This window comes from Caulobacter sp. AP07 (genome assembly GCF_000281955.1).
Lineage (GTDB): Bacteria > Pseudomonadota > Alphaproteobacteria > Caulobacterales > Caulobacteraceae > Caulobacter.
In genome coordinates, this window is the sequence record NZ_AKKF01000205.1 from 77,231 (window position 1) to 91,678 (window position 14,448).

At 67.9% G+C, this 14,448-nt stretch carries 15 protein-coding genes; 12 read left to right on the top strand and 3 right to left on the bottom strand.

Annotated features, from left to right (window positions below; genetic code table 11):
* Positions 1-108 precede the first annotated feature (108 nt).
* Positions 109-573: a PaaI family thioesterase gene (locus PMI01_RS18565; RefSeq protein WP_007672418.1), complete on the top strand. Its 465-nt coding sequence runs from the start codon at positions 109-111 to the stop codon at positions 571-573.
* 51 nt (positions 574-624) lie between these two features.
* Here the strand turns inward: PMI01_RS18565 and PMI01_RS18570 are convergent, their stop codons facing one another.
* Positions 625-1,587, bottom strand: coding sequence for a C-terminal binding protein (locus PMI01_RS18570; RefSeq protein ID WP_007672420.1), 963 nt, complete (start codon positions 1,585-1,587; stop codon positions 625-627).
* A gap of 210 nt (positions 1,588-1,797) precedes the next feature.
* On the opposite strand from PMI01_RS18570, the gene PMI01_RS18575 reads away from it, so the two are divergent.
* The 4 genes from PMI01_RS18575 (at position 1,798) to PMI01_RS18590 (ending at position 4,586) form a co-directional block, all read left to right on the top strand.
* Positions 1,798-2,052, top strand: a complete 255-nt coding sequence (locus PMI01_RS18575; protein WP_007672422.1) for a hypothetical protein — start codon at positions 1,798-1,800, stop codon at positions 2,050-2,052.
* A gap of 239 nt (positions 2,053-2,291) precedes the next feature.
* A complete protein-coding gene (locus PMI01_RS18580) occupies positions 2,292-2,624 on the top strand; it encodes a helix-turn-helix domain-containing protein (RefSeq protein ID WP_007672424.1) in 333 nt (110 codons plus the stop codon).
* 3 nt (positions 2,625-2,627) lie between these two features.
* A complete protein-coding gene (locus PMI01_RS18585; RefSeq protein ID WP_007672426.1) occupies positions 2,628-3,908 on the top strand; it encodes a type II toxin-antitoxin system HipA family toxin in 1,281 nt (426 codons plus the stop codon).
* A gap of 144 nt (positions 3,909-4,052) precedes the next feature.
* Entirely contained in the window at positions 4,053-4,586 is a 534-nt protein-coding gene (locus tag PMI01_RS18590; RefSeq protein WP_007672428.1) for a hypothetical protein, read from the top strand.
* Between the two features lie 19 nt (positions 4,587-4,605).
* Here PMI01_RS18590 and PMI01_RS18595 read toward each other — a convergent pair whose 3' ends face one another.
* Positions 4,606-5,565, bottom strand: coding sequence for an MBL fold metallo-hydrolase (locus PMI01_RS18595; RefSeq protein ID WP_007672429.1), 960 nt, complete (start codon positions 5,563-5,565; stop codon positions 4,606-4,608).
* Between the two features lie 169 nt (positions 5,566-5,734).
* Here PMI01_RS18595 and PMI01_RS18600 point away from each other — a divergent pair, with 169 nt between their 5' ends.
* The 4 genes from PMI01_RS18600 (at position 5,735) to PMI01_RS18615 (ending at position 10,447) form a co-directional block, all read left to right on the top strand.
* Positions 5,735-6,652: a LysR family transcriptional regulator gene (locus PMI01_RS18600; protein ID WP_007672431.1), complete on the top strand. Its 918-nt coding sequence runs from the start codon at positions 5,735-5,737 to the stop codon at positions 6,650-6,652.
* A gap of 252 nt (positions 6,653-6,904) precedes the next feature.
* Positions 6,905-9,118: a PAS domain-containing hybrid sensor histidine kinase/response regulator gene (locus tag PMI01_RS18605; RefSeq protein ID WP_007672433.1), complete on the top strand. Its 2,214-nt coding sequence runs from the start codon at positions 6,905-6,907 to the stop codon at positions 9,116-9,118.
* Positions 9,119-9,213: 95 nt separating this feature from the next.
* Entirely contained in the window at positions 9,214-10,038 is an 825-nt protein-coding gene (locus tag PMI01_RS18610; RefSeq protein ID WP_007672435.1) for a trypsin-like peptidase domain-containing protein, read from the top strand.
* A 7-nt stretch (positions 10,039-10,045) separates the two neighbouring features.
* Positions 10,046-10,447 carry a hypothetical protein gene (locus tag PMI01_RS18615; protein ID WP_007672438.1) on the top strand — a complete coding sequence of 134 codons (402 nt, stop codon included), beginning with the start codon at positions 10,046-10,048 and terminating at the stop codon, positions 10,445-10,447.
* On the opposite strand, the gene PMI01_RS18620 is transcribed toward PMI01_RS18615, so the two are convergent.
* Entirely contained in the window at positions 10,444-10,797 is a 354-nt protein-coding gene (locus PMI01_RS18620; protein WP_007672440.1) for an MmcQ/YjbR family DNA-binding protein, read from the bottom strand. The two genes, PMI01_RS18615 and PMI01_RS18620, sit on opposite strands and share 4 nt — an antisense overlap.
* 273 nt (positions 10,798-11,070) lie before the next feature.
* On the opposite strand from PMI01_RS18620, the gene PMI01_RS27220 reads away from it, so the two are divergent.
* From PMI01_RS27220 to PMI01_RS18635, 3 genes are all read left to right on the top strand, one after another.
* The gene (locus tag PMI01_RS27220) at positions 11,071-11,397 is read left to right on the top strand and encodes a DUF2218 domain-containing protein (RefSeq protein WP_007672442.1); all 327 of its coding nucleotides are present in this window, start codon (positions 11,071-11,073) and stop codon (positions 11,395-11,397) included.
* A 300-nt stretch (positions 11,398-11,697) separates the two neighbouring features.
* Positions 11,698-13,545 (top strand): phosphoenolpyruvate carboxykinase (GTP), encoded by a 1,848-nt coding sequence (locus tag PMI01_RS18630; RefSeq protein ID WP_007672444.1) that lies wholly within the window; start codon positions 11,698-11,700, stop codon positions 13,543-13,545.
* Between the two features lie 14 nt (positions 13,546-13,559).
* Entirely contained in the window at positions 13,560-14,069 is a 510-nt protein-coding gene (locus PMI01_RS18635; protein WP_157223818.1) for a MerR family transcriptional regulator, read from the top strand.
* The last annotated feature ends 379 nt before the right edge of the window (positions 14,070-14,448 follow it).

Sequence of the window (14,448 nt, forward strand, 5' to 3'; positions counted from 1 at the left end):
CCTGCATGCGTCACACGGTGAGTGGAGCGACGTACCGCCGCCAGCAATACATGATCAAACTTCCGCAACCGCGCTTGCCGAACCGCCGCCTTGATCTGGAGTCCTCCCATGACCGTTCCCAAGACCACCCCGGCCGACCAGATCGCACCGGGCGTCACCGGCCTGGAGCAACTGCAGGCGATGATCGCCGCCGGCGGCCGCCCGCCGATCGGCGACACCCTGGAGTTCTCGCTGACCGAGGCTGGCGACGGCTGGGCGACGTTCGAGGGCCTGCCCGGCCGCCACGCCTACAACCCGATCGGCACGGTGCACGGCGGCTATGCGGCCACCTTGCTCGACTCCGCCTGCGGCTGCGCGGCGCACTCCAAGCTCAGCGCCAAGCAGGGCTACACGACCCTGGAACTGAAGGTCGCCTATCACCGGCCCCTGACCGACAAGACAGGGCCGGTGCGAGCCGAAGGCAAGGTGGTGACCTTCGGCCGCCGCGCCGCCTTCGCCGAGGCGACGATCAAGGACGCCAGAGGGCGGATCTACGCCACGGCGACCTCGACCCTGCTGGTGTTCGAACGATAAGCGCAGCGGCTTCAAAGGGTCCGGCGGAAGCGAGGTCGCCCAGTCTGACGATCACGACCGAAGGTCTGGACGATTGCAGGCGTGCCTTGGCGCATGACCCGCCAGAACCCGAACGACCTCTTCGGCCGCGCGACGACGCAACTCGATCAGGGACGCCTCCGACGAAAAGGCCACGTGCGGGGTGATCACGACATCCGGGCGTTCCATCAGCGCCCGAGGCGGCGCCGGCTCGCCCTCGATCACATCGAGCCCCGCGCCCGAAAGGCGACCGCTTTCGAGCGCGTCGAGCAGAGCCTGATTGTCGACCATCGGCCCGCGGCTGACATTGATCAGGAAGGCGCCGGGCCGCATGCCGCTCAAACGCCGCGCGTCAATCAGATGATGGGTTTGGGACGTGAGCGGCGCGTGCAGGATCACCACGTCGCTTTGGGCGAGCAAGTCCTCGAGCAAGGTCGCACACACCAGGTCGTCGGTCCTTGCCGATGGCGCGTTGACCAGCAGCCGACACCCGAAGGCCCGCAACTTGCTGGCGGTCGCGCGGCCGATGCGGCCATATCCGACCAGGCCCACCGTCAGGTCGGACACCCGGCGCAATCGGGCGCTGGCGGGATTCCACCCTCCCAGCTTGGCCTCCCGATCGAACGCGACGATGCCTCGAGCCCAGGCCAGGAGCAGTCCGACAGCATGATCGGAGACTTCTCCCACGCAATAGTCAGGGACGTTGGCCACCCAGGCCCCGCGCAGCGTCGCCGAGGCGACCGCGATATTGTCCAGGCCGACGCCGATCCGTTGCACGATGCGCAGGTCCGTCGGACCCGCGATCGCTCGCGCGGTCACCTCGCCCCAACAGGTCATGATAGCCTGGGGATCGTGGCGAGCGACGAAGTCCTCGATCCACGCGGCCGCCATCGGCGTTGACGGTCCGCTGACCAGGACGTGGCCAGCCTGCTCGATGACCGAGCGCTCGACGCTGTCGTCGGCCCAGGCGAAATCTGTCTGCAGGACCAGCGCCATGACCGATGCTCCCCGTGAGTGGACGATGGGGGTTTATGGCCCCCAGCGCGAGTCGCCGCAAAAGCGCCTCAGGCTCGCGTCCCCGGGATTGCGACCAGGCGCTAATCAGCCGGGCCAAGGCGGGCCGGAAGCAGGGTCCCAAGCTCGGGGTATTTGGGGTTTGACGGAACCGGCGGAAATCGCCCGTCTCCCGTTGCTAGAGAGACTCCCATGGATCTGGCCACCCTCGACGCTGAACTGTTCAACCAACTGAGGCGCCGCATGCCCGCCACGACGCGCAAATGGATGATGGAACTCTACGGCGTCAGCGAAACCACCTGGCGCAAGCTTCGCGACGGCAGGCCGGTCAAGCGCACCACGCTCGAGCGCGTTCTGGCGCGCTTCGAGCAGGCCTCCGCTCCGTGCGTCCCTTCGGTGGAGGTTTGGCCGGCGTGCTTCCTGTGGCTCGATCCGCTCGCGACCTAGATCCCGCCTCGCCGCGACCTTGGAAACAAGCCACCGCCGTCGAAGAACATAGACGCGACCACTCCGCCCACCGGTCGCCAAGGGTCGTCGCGCCATACAAGTGATGCACCATAAAAGGCGCATTAAGAGACTTAGTGCATTCTTTTTCGGGCGCCAGAATCTTCACCCATCTTGATCTTTGAGAAATTGCGCCATAAATAGTGCGCAATAGCACTCTATGCGCGCTTTATGGTACAAACATGAAAGCTTCTCGCGCCCAGACCGCCCTCCCCCTGGCCGTCCAGCGCGCTCTGCGCCAGTTGGGCGATGATATCTCGACGGCCCGACGGCGGCGCAACCTCACCATCGCCCTGGTCGCCGAGCGCGCCTTCGTGGGCCGCAACACCATCACACGCGTCGAACGCGGCGATCCAGGCGTCGCGCTGGGGATCTACGCCACGGTGCTGTTCGTCCTGGGCCTCGCCGACGGACTGAAGACCCTGGCCGACCCCATGAAGGATCAGGTTGGTCAAACCCTGGAGGCCGAGCGCCTGCCCCGACGGGCGCGCACGCCCAAGACCGGATCGAACTAGGGCGTGGACCGCGACCTGGAAGTTTATCTGGACTGGGACGGCGAGACCCTGGCGATCGGCCGTCTGTGGGCGCGGGCCCGCGGCGCGCGCGAAAGCGCCTCGTTCGAATATGATCGCGGTTGGCTGGGCCGGCCCGACGCCTTCGCCTTGGACCCCAATCTCCCCCTCGCGTCCGGCCAGCACCAGTGGGCCGGCGGCCTCTTCAACGCCTTTACCGACTGCGCGCCCGACCGCTGGGGCCGCAATCTGATGACCCGGCGCGAACGCCGCTTGGCCAAGGCCGAGGGCCGCGCGCCACGCGCCTTGCTGGACGCCGACTGCCTGGCCCTGGTCGAGGACGAAACCCGCATGGGGGCCCTGCGCTTTCGCGACGTGGGCGAGGCGGCCTTTCTCAGTCAGACCGATCGCCCGGTCCCGCCGCTGGTGGCCTTGCCCAGGCTTCTGAGCGCGGCCGGCAAGGTCATCGCCGACAAGGAGAGCGACGATGATCTGCGGCTGCTGCTGGCGCCCGGCAGCTCGCTCGGCGGGGCTCGGCCCAAGGCCTCGGTGCGCGACGGCGACGGCGCCTTGCTGATCGCCAAATTCCCCAGCCAGACCGATGACTGGCCGATCCCGCGCTGGGAGGCGACCGCGATGGACCTGGCCGGCCGCGCCGGGATCGAGGTCCCTCCGTGGCGTCTGGAAACCGTGGCCAGGCGGCCGGTCTTCATGATGCGCCGGTTCGACCGCGAGCCGGGCGGCCGGCGCGTGGCCTTCATGTCGGCCCTGACCGCGCTGAGCGCCGCCGACGGCCAAAGCCGCAGCTATCTGGAACTGGTCGATATCCTGCGCCAGGCCGGCGCGGAGGCGGACCGCGACGCCGCCCAGCTCTGGCGACGGATGGTGTTCAACATCCTGATCTCCAACACCGACGATCATTTGCGCAACCACGGCTATCTGCGCGACGCCCGCGGCTGGCGCCTCTCGCCGGCCTATGATCTCAATCCGATGCCCGCCGACGTCAAACCCCGCATCCACGCCCTGGCCCTCAACGAGACCGACGACGACGCCTCGCTCGACACCGCCCTGTCGGTGGCGCCCGCCTTTGGCCTGACCCACGCCCAGGCCGTCGCCATCGCCGGAGAGGTTGGAGCGGCCGTCTCCGATTGGCGCGCCGCCGCGAGCCGAAACGGCCTCTCCGCCGCGCAGATCGAACGGATGGAAAGCGCCTTCCAGCATGAAGACCTCGACAAGGCGGTCGGCGCTAGGCCCCTGGCGGCCCCGCCTCGCAGGTCGCGGCGCTAGTCGAGCCGACGGCCCCGCCCTTCTCCGCAACGTCCGTCGGCGAACAGGCCAGCCTCAATCTGCTGGTCGAACGCCTCGAGGCCACGCAAGATCGCTTGGCGTCGGCGCTCCGCCCGCCAGGCGCGCCGATTCGACAGAGCCATCATGACCAAACGCGCCGCGCCGGTGACTAGCGCCCTGAAGGCGGAATTTCGCGAAGAGGCGCGGCGCCTCATTCGCGCCGACCGCGCCGCCAAGAACGCCGGCCTGCCGCAAAACACCATCGGCGCGATCGCCAACGCCCTGGAGCGCGCCTTCAAGCGCGGGCGCGACACCCCCGACGATGTCGGCGCGCCTGACCGCGACTGGGAGCTCATCCCGCCACGCGGCCGCGACGCGCTCAGCTACCTGGCCGCCGGGCCCCGGCGCGGCCCGGTTCGGCTGCTCGCCATCATCGACGATGACGGCCGCCCCCGCTGGGTCCTTGAGAACCGTCGAGACGGCGCCCGGGCCTTTCCGCCGGTCGCGATCAATCCGCTGGTGAAGCTAGGGCTGTTGGCGCCGCCGGCCGACGCCCCGGCGATGCTTGAGCTCTCGGCCGCTGGACGGGCCGCCCACGACCGCTACCGTGAACGTCAAGCCGCGGGCGACCCGACCTTGCCCCTGGCCGGCATGCGGCCGACCAAGCAGGGCTGGTAGCCCGCCGGCTTGCCGGCGGTCATGGACTGTGAGGCTCGGCCTCGACGGTCTTGCTGGCGGGAGCCGCGCCCTTGGGGTCTTCCGCCGGCCACTTCATCTCGCCCTTGATGACCTTGGCGGTCAGTTCCAGCGAGCCGTCCCGGGGGAGGTCCGGATAGCGGGCCTTCATGGCGGCGATCAGGGCGACGGAATCCGGGGCCTTGGCCGCCTCGATTTCGAAAGCCTTCAGGTAGTCGCGCGTGAAGGCGACGGATTTCACCGTAAAGGGCTGGGAGCCGTCGGGGTTGGGCAGGTAGTGGCCCGGCACCACCATGCTGGGCTTCAGCGCCAGTATATGATCCAGGCTGTCGAGCCAGTGGCCGCGCGAGGCGACCGTCTGAGTGTCGGCCATCCACACATGACCGTTGGCCGCCACCAGCACGCCGCCGACCACGGCCTTGCGGGAGGGGACCCAGACATAGGTGCGGTCGGGCGCGGGGCCATCCAGTCCCATGATGCGCAGCGCCTCGCCGTCGACCTTCAAGGTGTCGGTCTCCAGCGGCTGCGGCACGATGATCGTCTTGGGCGCCTGATCCTTCAGGACCGGCCCCCAGTAGGCCAGCTTGCCGTCCTTGGTGGCCTTGATCTGCGCCACTGTCTGGGGCGTGGCCAGCACCTTCGCGCCGGGGAAGGCGGCGATGATCGTGTCCAGGCCGAAATAGTAGTCCGGGTCGCTTTGGCTGATGTAGACGGCGGTGAGGGTCTTGCCGCTCGCCCGGATTTTCGAGACCAGCGCCTCGGCGTCGCGACGTTGGAACTGGGCGTCGATCAGGATGACTTCGGTCTTGCCGGAGATGATTTCCGACGAGACCGGAAAGACCCCGTCGGCGCCGGGATTGTAGACCTCGATGTCCAGGCGTCCGGTTCCCGCCGCCTGGGTCGCCCCCGCGCCCAGCGCGGCGATCGACATCGCCGCCACCGCCAGCATCGTCTTGAGCATGCTCAGTTCTCCTTGGGTCTGGATGCGGCCGAGGCCCTCGAGCTCGCGAGGGATGGAGCGACGGCGCCTCTGACGCTGGCCGATATGGCAAGGATCCAACGACCTGAGCAGGCCAGATACGTTGATGCATCGTATGGAAAAACCAAACGATCCCGATTTACGATGACGCATGACCCTCTCTCGCAACCTCAACCGGCTGATCTACTTCGTCACCGTGGTCGACGCCGGATCCTTCACCGCGGCCGCTGAACGGCTTGGCCTGACCAAGGCCGTTGTCAGCCAGCACATCGCCAAGCTGGAGCAGGAGGTCGGCGCGACCCTTCTCCTGCGCACATCGAGAAGCCTGCGCCCCACCGAGGCCGGGCGGACCTTTCACGCCCGGTGCGCAGCCATCCTGCGGGACTCCGAGGAGGCCTTCGGCGAACTGGCCCAGGCGGCGCGGACGCCGGCGGGCATGTTGCGGCTGACCGCGCCGTTCGACTATGGCGCGGCCGTGGTGGCGCCCGCGCTCGCCGAATTCGTCCGTCGATATCCGGCGTGCGAGGTGGATCTCCAGCTCAGCGATCGCACGCTGGACATGGGCGCGGCCCGGATCGACATGGCCATTCACGTCGGCTGGCTGTCGGACTCCCGCCTTCAGGCCCGGCGGGTCGGAAGCTTTCGCCAGATCTTGGTGTGCGGTCCCGCGTTCGCCCAGCAGGTCCGAGACCTTCAGGGCCCGGAAGACCTCGCCGCCCTACCCTTCGTCGTCAATCCGGCCTTGCCCGATCCGCGACGCTGGCGGTTCACCGACGCGGACGGGGTTTCCCTGGTCGTCCAGGTTCGCCCGAGCCTGGTCGTCGATGCGACACCGGTGGTTCATTCGGCGGCGCGGGCGGGGGCGGGTCTTGCCATCCTTCCCGACTACACCGTCGCCGAGGATCTGGCGCAAGGTCGGCTGACCCACGTGCTGCCGGCCTGGTCCCTGCCGTCGGGCGGCATTGACGCGGTGTTTCCAGCGGCGCGGTTTCGCCCCGTCGCGGCCAATGCGTTCGCCAATCTTCTGGCCCAATTCGAAAAACGCCGCGCCAACGGCTCGACATCGTGACGTCGAGCCCGGCGTCGAAGCTGTCCTGACAGGCTCGGCGACGGCCCACGCCCAAGGCCTTGGCCTCCGATTGGCCTGGGCCCCATGCCTCGGCCCGCGCGGCGCGGACACCCGGCGTTGCGACGATTTGACAGGGACCAGATTAACCAGACCCGCCGCCCTGCGGGCCTAGTCTCGGCTCATGGGAAGGCTCCAGGCCACATTCCGCGTTCGATCCCGCCTTGCCCAGACGACGGGCTTGGGAGAGGCCTGATGCTTCTCGCCGCTCAAAAACGCCGTCTTGGCGACAAGATCGCGACCGCCGCGCCCTTCGACGTGCGCACCTCGATCGAGCTGGCGCGGCGTGGCGCGTTCGACCGGATCGCGTTCGCCGTCCTCTATGCGGGGCTGTCGCTCCTCATCGCGCCTTGGCCAGCGGTGCTCGCCTGGATCTCGACGATCCTCGCCTGGGAGTTGGTCCTCGCGCCGCGGTTGGACCGGTTCGTCACCAAGCTCCTGGAACCGCGTGCGTCGGCCGCCTTCGCGACCACCAACATGGTCGGCGCGGGCCTCTACCAATGCGTGACCCTGCTTGGCCTGATGGACGGCGGATCGATCGGGGTGGCCATCGCCGCGACCTGGTTCAGCGGATCGGTGCTGACCACATTCATCCATTTCAACGCCAATCGTCGGCTTCTGCTGGCCACGCTTTTCCCGGCGGTCATGGCCTCGGTCATCGGTCCGGCCCTGGCCTATGGCCTCGACTGGCGGATCCTGATCGTACCGGCCCTGCTGAGCATGACCGTCCTATCGGCCAGGCGGTTCTCCTTGGATCACAACGCTGTCTTGCATGAGTTGGCCAATCGCCAGGTCGCGATCGGCGATCTTGAGCGAAAACTGTCGGTGGCGATCGAGGCCTCGGGCGACGGTCTCTTCGAGTCCGACCTCGTCGCCGACACGTTCCATGCCAGTCCAGCCTGGTCGGCGATGCTGGGCTATGGGCCGGGCGAGGTCGGCGGCCAGATCGACTGGCGCGCCTTCGTCCATCCCGACGACCAGGCCGCGCTGGCCGAGGACTATGCCGCGCACTTCAGGGGCGATGCGCCCCACACCACCTCCGAGCTTCGGATGCGCTGCAAGAACGGCGCGTACAAATGGGTGCTGTCGCGCGCCCGGGTGATTTCGCGAACAGCCAGCGGAGACCCCTGGAAGATCGTCGGCACGACCATCGATATTTCGGCGCGCAAGGCGTTGGAGCACGATCTCGAGGCCGCCCGCGACCTGGCCCAGAACGCCAACAGCGCCAAGAACGTGTTCGTCGCCAATATGAGCCACGAGATCCGCACCCCGCTCAATGGCGTGATCGGGATCGCCGGCGCGCTGGCCCGTACGGCGCTGTCGTCCGGGCAGCGGGAGATGGTGTCCCTGATCCAGTCTTCCGGGCAGGTGCTCGAGCGGATGCTGTCGGACATCCTCGACCAGGCCAAGATCGAGGCGGGGAATTTCCAGCTGCAGATCTCGGCCTTCGATCTTCGCGAGGAGGTCGACGCTGCGGCGTCCTTGATGCGGGCCCCCGCCGACGAAAAGGGCGTGGTGCTCCGCGTCGAATACGCCGACGCTGCCCGGGGCGTCTTCGAGGGCGACGCGGTGCGGATCCGGCAGATCATTTCCAACCTGGCGTCCAACGCCATCAAGTTCACCGCGCGCGGCGACGTCGCGATCAAGGTCGCGGTCACCGATCCCGACCAGGCCAGTGCGCCGTCGGTGATCAGGATCGAGGTCCGCGACTCTGGGATCGGCTTCGACGCCCAGGTCGCCGATCAGTTGTTCAATCGGTTTGTCCAGGCGGATGGATCGATTTCACGGCAATTTGGCGGAACGGGTCTGGGACTGGCGATCTGCAAGGCGCTCGTCGAGTTGATGCAGGGCCAGATCACCGCGCGCTCCTGGCCAGGCGTCGGCAGCATCTTCACGGTGGAGATTCCCCTGGCGCGGTCCATGACGATCGCCGCCCTCCCGCGCCAAGGCGCCAATGCCGGAATTCCTGGCGAAACCGCGCCGTCGATTTCCGTCTTCGCGACGACCAGGATCCTGCTCGCCGAGGACCACCCCACCAACCAGCGGGTGGTGCAGTTGATCCTGGAGTCGACGGGCGTCGAGCTGACCATCGTCAACAACGGCCAGGAGGCGGTCGATATCTTCCAGCCCGGCCGGTTCGACCTGGTCCTGATGGACATGCAGATGCCCCTGATGGACGGCTTGGCCGCCACGCGCGCGATCCGTGCCCGGGAGAAGGCCTTGGGCTGCTCGCCCACGCCCATCGCGATGTTCACGGCCAACGCCATGGACGAGCACCGCGCCTTGGCGATCGCGGCCGGCGCGGAGCATCACATCTCCAAGCCGATCACCCCCGAACGCCTGCTGATGGGGATCGACCTGGCCCTGAGTCCGGGCCAGGTCGAAAGATCAATCCGCGCCGAGGCCTGATCGCGGCCGAACGTCGCCGATCATCGGCTTGTCAAGGATTCCAAGGGCTGCGAGGAACAGACAGGACCGCCACGATCCACGGACAATCCTCGCCCATGGCGTTCGACACCAACCATCTGATCGACCTGCCGCCGATCTCGGTGAAGCTGAGCTTCACGATGAGGAGCGGCGGTCAGTACGAAGGCACGGGGTTCTGCGTCGAGCATCAGGGGCGGATCTGGCTCGTCACCTGTCGGCACAATGTCGAGGACCGCGAGTACGACTTCACCGGCGCCAACGACCTGATCTCCATGTCGCTGGGGGGCGGGAGCGTGCTGGCGTTCGATGCGACGCGAAGCGTGGTCGCCATCAGCGTCGACGGCTTCGTCCCCGATTGCGCGGCCATCGAACTGCGGCCTGGAGAGTGGGGTGACACGCCAAGGTTCTCGACCGCCACGGCCATGTGGACCAAGAACGTCAAGCTGCCCGACACGATCAACGTCCAGGCGCCGCCGCCGTCCACGCAAGCGGCGAAACTCCAGCCGACGGGCTGGGTGCTGTTCCAGGGCTTCCCCGGCGGCGCGATGACGCCGACCACCCTGCGGGGCGTCAGGGTCGTTCCCCTGCCCTGGCGCATCAGGTCCTGGATGCCGACCTTCCTGCCCGCCTGCGTGGAAGGCTTCTCCGGCGGGCCGGTGCTGGACATGACCGACGAGACCATGACCCTGCTCGGGATCACCACCCACAGGTTCCCCGCCCAGTTCCAAGTCAACGTGGATGAGGGCCGCCGCGCGGAAGTCCAGATCGAAGCCTCGATCGCCGCGCCGCTCGCGCCGCTGCTGTGGGCGCTGGAACGCGCGCCGCCGGGCGTCAGCGTGATTCCTGTTCGATCCGCGCAAGTCGGCGCCGGATCGGCCAACCCCCGCCCTGCCGCCCCATGAGGTTTCGATGATCGTGCTGCGCCTGGCCGCCGGCGGCCGAGTCGCCGTTCGCCCCGAGGACGTCGTGGCGGCCCAATCCTCGCCCTGGGGCGCGGTCGTGCTGCTGGCCAGCGACAGCTCGACCTTCGAGGTCGAGCATTCGGCCGACCAGATGGCCAAACTGATCCCGAGCCTTTGGCTGCATGGGGACGGCACGGTGATCAATCCCGACCGCATCGCCTCGATCTGGGAACAGGACGGCGATCTGCACTACAGGCTGGAGGGCGGCCTTCAGATGACCCAGCGCGGGGTCGATCTGCATCAGTTCATGGACGCCATCGAGACGGCCCGCCGACAGAGGGCGGCCCAGGACGCCCCGGCCGACCCCGACCCGTCTTCCGGCGCCGGCGAGCCGACCGGGTCCGTCTAGGCGTTGGCTGGCCGTCGGCCTGGCGCGGAAGGGATCGGAGTTTGGCTGGCGCGCGCCAGAGCGTCCAGAAGAACTGGACGCAGAAGGTCGGGATCGGCGTTCGACAGCCGCACACAGGTGACCCCCCGGGCGCCGGCTCCGCCCGGTTGCGGGAAGAAGGCCGAAGGGGCCGACCGCACCGCCTTGGTCTGATGGACGGGCGACAGTTTCAAGGTGGCCAGGGCCGGATCGGGTCCGCCCAGCGTCGCGAAGACCCTGTCGCCGATCAGGAAGTTGACCGCCCCGAGATTGGTCGCGTAGCGCACCTGCGGCAGGCTCAGCGCCAGAAGGCGAAACTCGTCTGCCGTCATTGCGTCGATCCGTCCTGCGCGAACCCGCTCAATGCCACATTTGTCTCAAGACTCAAGATGCGACGCGACCCCTGTCGCCACGCGCTGATCGCCATGGCGCTCGCCCAACCGATCGCCCAGACGGTTGGCTTTCTCCAAGTCCGACGACGCCCGCCCGGCGGAGCCGCGCGGCGCGATCGGACACGATCCGCCAGGTCGCGTCCCTCTGCCAGGGTATGTGAAAGGGGCCCGCCGGCGTCTAGCGATCACCGTGAAGACCTCATGGAGAGCGCCTTGCAGATCACCGGCCGCGCCCTGACGCGTCACGCCAGCCGCTATCTCCAGCAGGCGTGCGAAGATTGGAGCGAGCAGTTCCCCGCCCGCTTCGACCAAAGCCGCGGCCGCATCGACTTCGATCGAAGGTCGAGCGTCGAGATGAGCGTCGCCGCCGACGTGGACGCCCTGGATATCGTGCTGCGCTGCGAACCCCAGGGCGCCGATGAACTGGAGAGGCGCGTCGAAGCCCATATCCAGCGCGTCGCCCAGCCGGACGGCGCGCTGAAATTCGTCTGGACCGAAGCCGACGCCGGGCCGGCGACCTATCCGATCTTCTACCCCTAGCGACAGACGGACCCCTCGCCGGGCGCGTCGTCTCAAGCGCGACCCGCGGCCCCGATGGCGAAGACCTTTACTCTGCAATTATCGTATCGATGAGTTTTCCGGATATCCAAACAAGCGTTCTCCCCCCGGATAGAACTGCATGGTTTGCGCCTCACCCGCGGCCACAGAACAGGCGGCCGAGGCCGCTTCCTTTAGTGACAACGCTATCATTTCTCGACCGCTCTTTCTCTTCCGAAGCAGGCGGTTATTCTGAGGACAAGACAAACAATAGCTTTGTCACCTTGCAGCAGGATTGACACAATGAACAAGAGCGGTCTTGGCGCCAACGCGCCCTTGACGAAACACGCGCGCCTGCTGGCCTGGGTCGACGAGGTCGCCGCCCTGACCAAGCCAACGGCCGTCCACTGGTGCGACGGCTCCGACGCGGAATGGATGGCCCTGACCGACGAACTGGTCGCCGCCGGCACGCTCAAGCGCCTCAATCCGGACCTGCGCCCCAACTCGTTCCACGCCGCTTCCGACCCGCGCGACGTCGCCCGTGTCGAAAGCCGCACCTTCATCTGCTCCAAGGACCAGGCCGACGCTGGCCCGACCAACAACTGGCGTGATCCGGCCGAGATGCGCGGCCTGCTCAACGGTCTGTTCGACGGCTGCATGAAGGGCCGCACGATGTATGTCGTGCCGTTCTCGATGGGCCCGGTGGGCTCGCCGATCAGCGCCCTGGGCGTCGAGATCACCGACAGCGCCTATGTCGCCGTCTCGATGCGGGTGATGACCCGCATGGGCCAGGCGGCGCTGGACGCCTTGGGCGAGGACGGCTTCTTCGTGCCGGCCCTGCACACCCTGGGCGCGCCGCTGGCCGAGGGTCAGGCCGACGTGGCCTGGCCGTGCAACGACGACAAGTACATCGTCCACTTCCCCGAAAGCCGCGAGATCTGGTCCTACGGGTCGGGCTACGGCGGCAACGCCCTGCTGGGCAAGAAGTGCTACGCCCTGCGCATCGCCTCGGTGATGGCCCGCGACGAGGGCTGGCTGGCCGAGCACATGCTGATCCTCAAGCTGACCTCGCCGGCCGGCAAGGTGCGCTACGTGGCCGCCGCCTTCCCCAGCGCGTGCGGCAAGACCAACATGGCCATGCTGCAACCCACCCTGCCGGGCTGGAAGGCCGAGACGATCGGCGACGACATCTGCTGGATGCGGTTCGGCGCCGACGGGCGGCTGTACGCGATCAATCCGGAGGCCGGCTTCTTCGGCGTCGCGCCGGGCACGGGCGTCAAGACCAACCGCAACGCCGTCGACACCCTGCATTCCAACTGCGTCTACACCAACGTCGCCCTCACCGCCGACGGCGACGTCTGGTGGGAAGGCCTGACCGAGACCCCGCCCGAGGGCCTGACCGACTGGAAGGGCCGCGCCTGGACGCCGGAGTCCGGCGAGCCCGCCGCCCATCCGAACGCCCGCTTCGCCGTGCCCGCCGGCCAGTGCCCGGTGATCGCCGACGAGTGGGAGGATCCCGCCGGCGTGCCGATCTCGGCCATCCTGTTCGGCGGCCGCCGCGCCTCGGCCGTGCCGCTGGTCACCGAGGCTTTCGACTGGGAGCACGGCGTGTTCCTGGCCTCCAACGTCGCCTCGGAAGGCACGGCCGCGGCCGAGAACAGCATCGGCGAGCTGCGCCGCGATCCCTTCGCCATGCTGCCGTTCTGCGGCTACAACATGGGCGACTATTTCGCTCACTGGCTGAAGGTCGGCGCCTCCGCCGATCCGGCCAAGCTGCCGCGCATCTATTTCGTCAACTGGTTCCGCAAGGACGAGCGCGGCAAGTTCGTCTGGCCGGGCTATGGCGAGAACAGCCGCGTGCTGAAGTGGATCGTTGACCGCCTGGAAGGCGAGGCCGACGCCGTCGACAGCCCGATCGGCCGCCTGCCCGCCCGCGACGGCCTGGACCTGACGGGCCTGAACCTCAGCGACGCCCAGCTGGACCTGCTGCTGACCGTCGATCCGGCGATCTGGCGCGCCGAAACGGCGCTGATCGCGCGCGACTACACCAAGCTCGGCGATCGCCTGCCGCCCGCCCTGTGGCGCCAGTTCGAGACCCTGCAAGACCGCCTGACGCCGGCGGCGACCGCGAAGACCTTGGAGCCCGCCTGACATCGATGAACGCCATGCCGCTTTCGCGCCCCGACGCGGCCGCCTCGGCCGCGTCGGACCAGGCGCATCTCGACAACGACGCCGCGAGCTTCGAGGACGCCTTCACCCAGGCGCGCTGGCGGGCTTTTCTGCGCATTGTCGAGGGTCGCCCCCGTCCCGCGACGAAGGCGATGATCGGCGATGTCGCCCGCTGGCACGGCGTCACGCTCAAGGCCCTGCACAATCTGGATGAGCGCCGGATCACCCAGTGCGAACGTGGTCCAGGCGGCGTCAGGTTCTATGGCCCGGACGACCAGGCCAGGATCGAGGTGGCGCTTACCCTGCGCGATTTCGATGTCGGCCTGGACGACATCCGACGCTTTATCGAGCTTTTGGACCGCGACAGAGGAGCGGCCAGGACATTCCTGGCCCAGGTCCTGACCGATCGCATCGCTGATTTTCGCCGCCGAGAGCAGCGCGCGGCCCGGACGATCGCCTGGCTGCGAACGGCGTCATCGCAAACCGGGGACGATCGCCTGCCCTAACGTACCCCTTTCAGGGGACGGCCAGCCCGCGGGGAAGCCGATAGATTGGCGGCAGCCTGATGGGACAGACGGGACAAGGGAGGAGATCGGCATGGAGGCCATGGCCGGATATTTGCTGCTGGGATTCCTGTCGTCGCGCGCCGCGCCGGATCGGCTCGCGACCGAAGCACGGACCGCGCAGGTCGTGCCATCCATCGCCGGGCGCCCACGGACGCGCCGGACCACCCAAGCCTCCCGATAGGTCCCCGACCGCCTTGGAACAAACAGCGCGCGTCGGCCTGGCGCGTGGGTCACCTGGCTTGGCCGAGCGGGCCTCAAGCGAGGCTCAGTCTATTAGCCGGCCGGCGACGGTCCTAGTCCGGGAGGAACCATGGTCGAC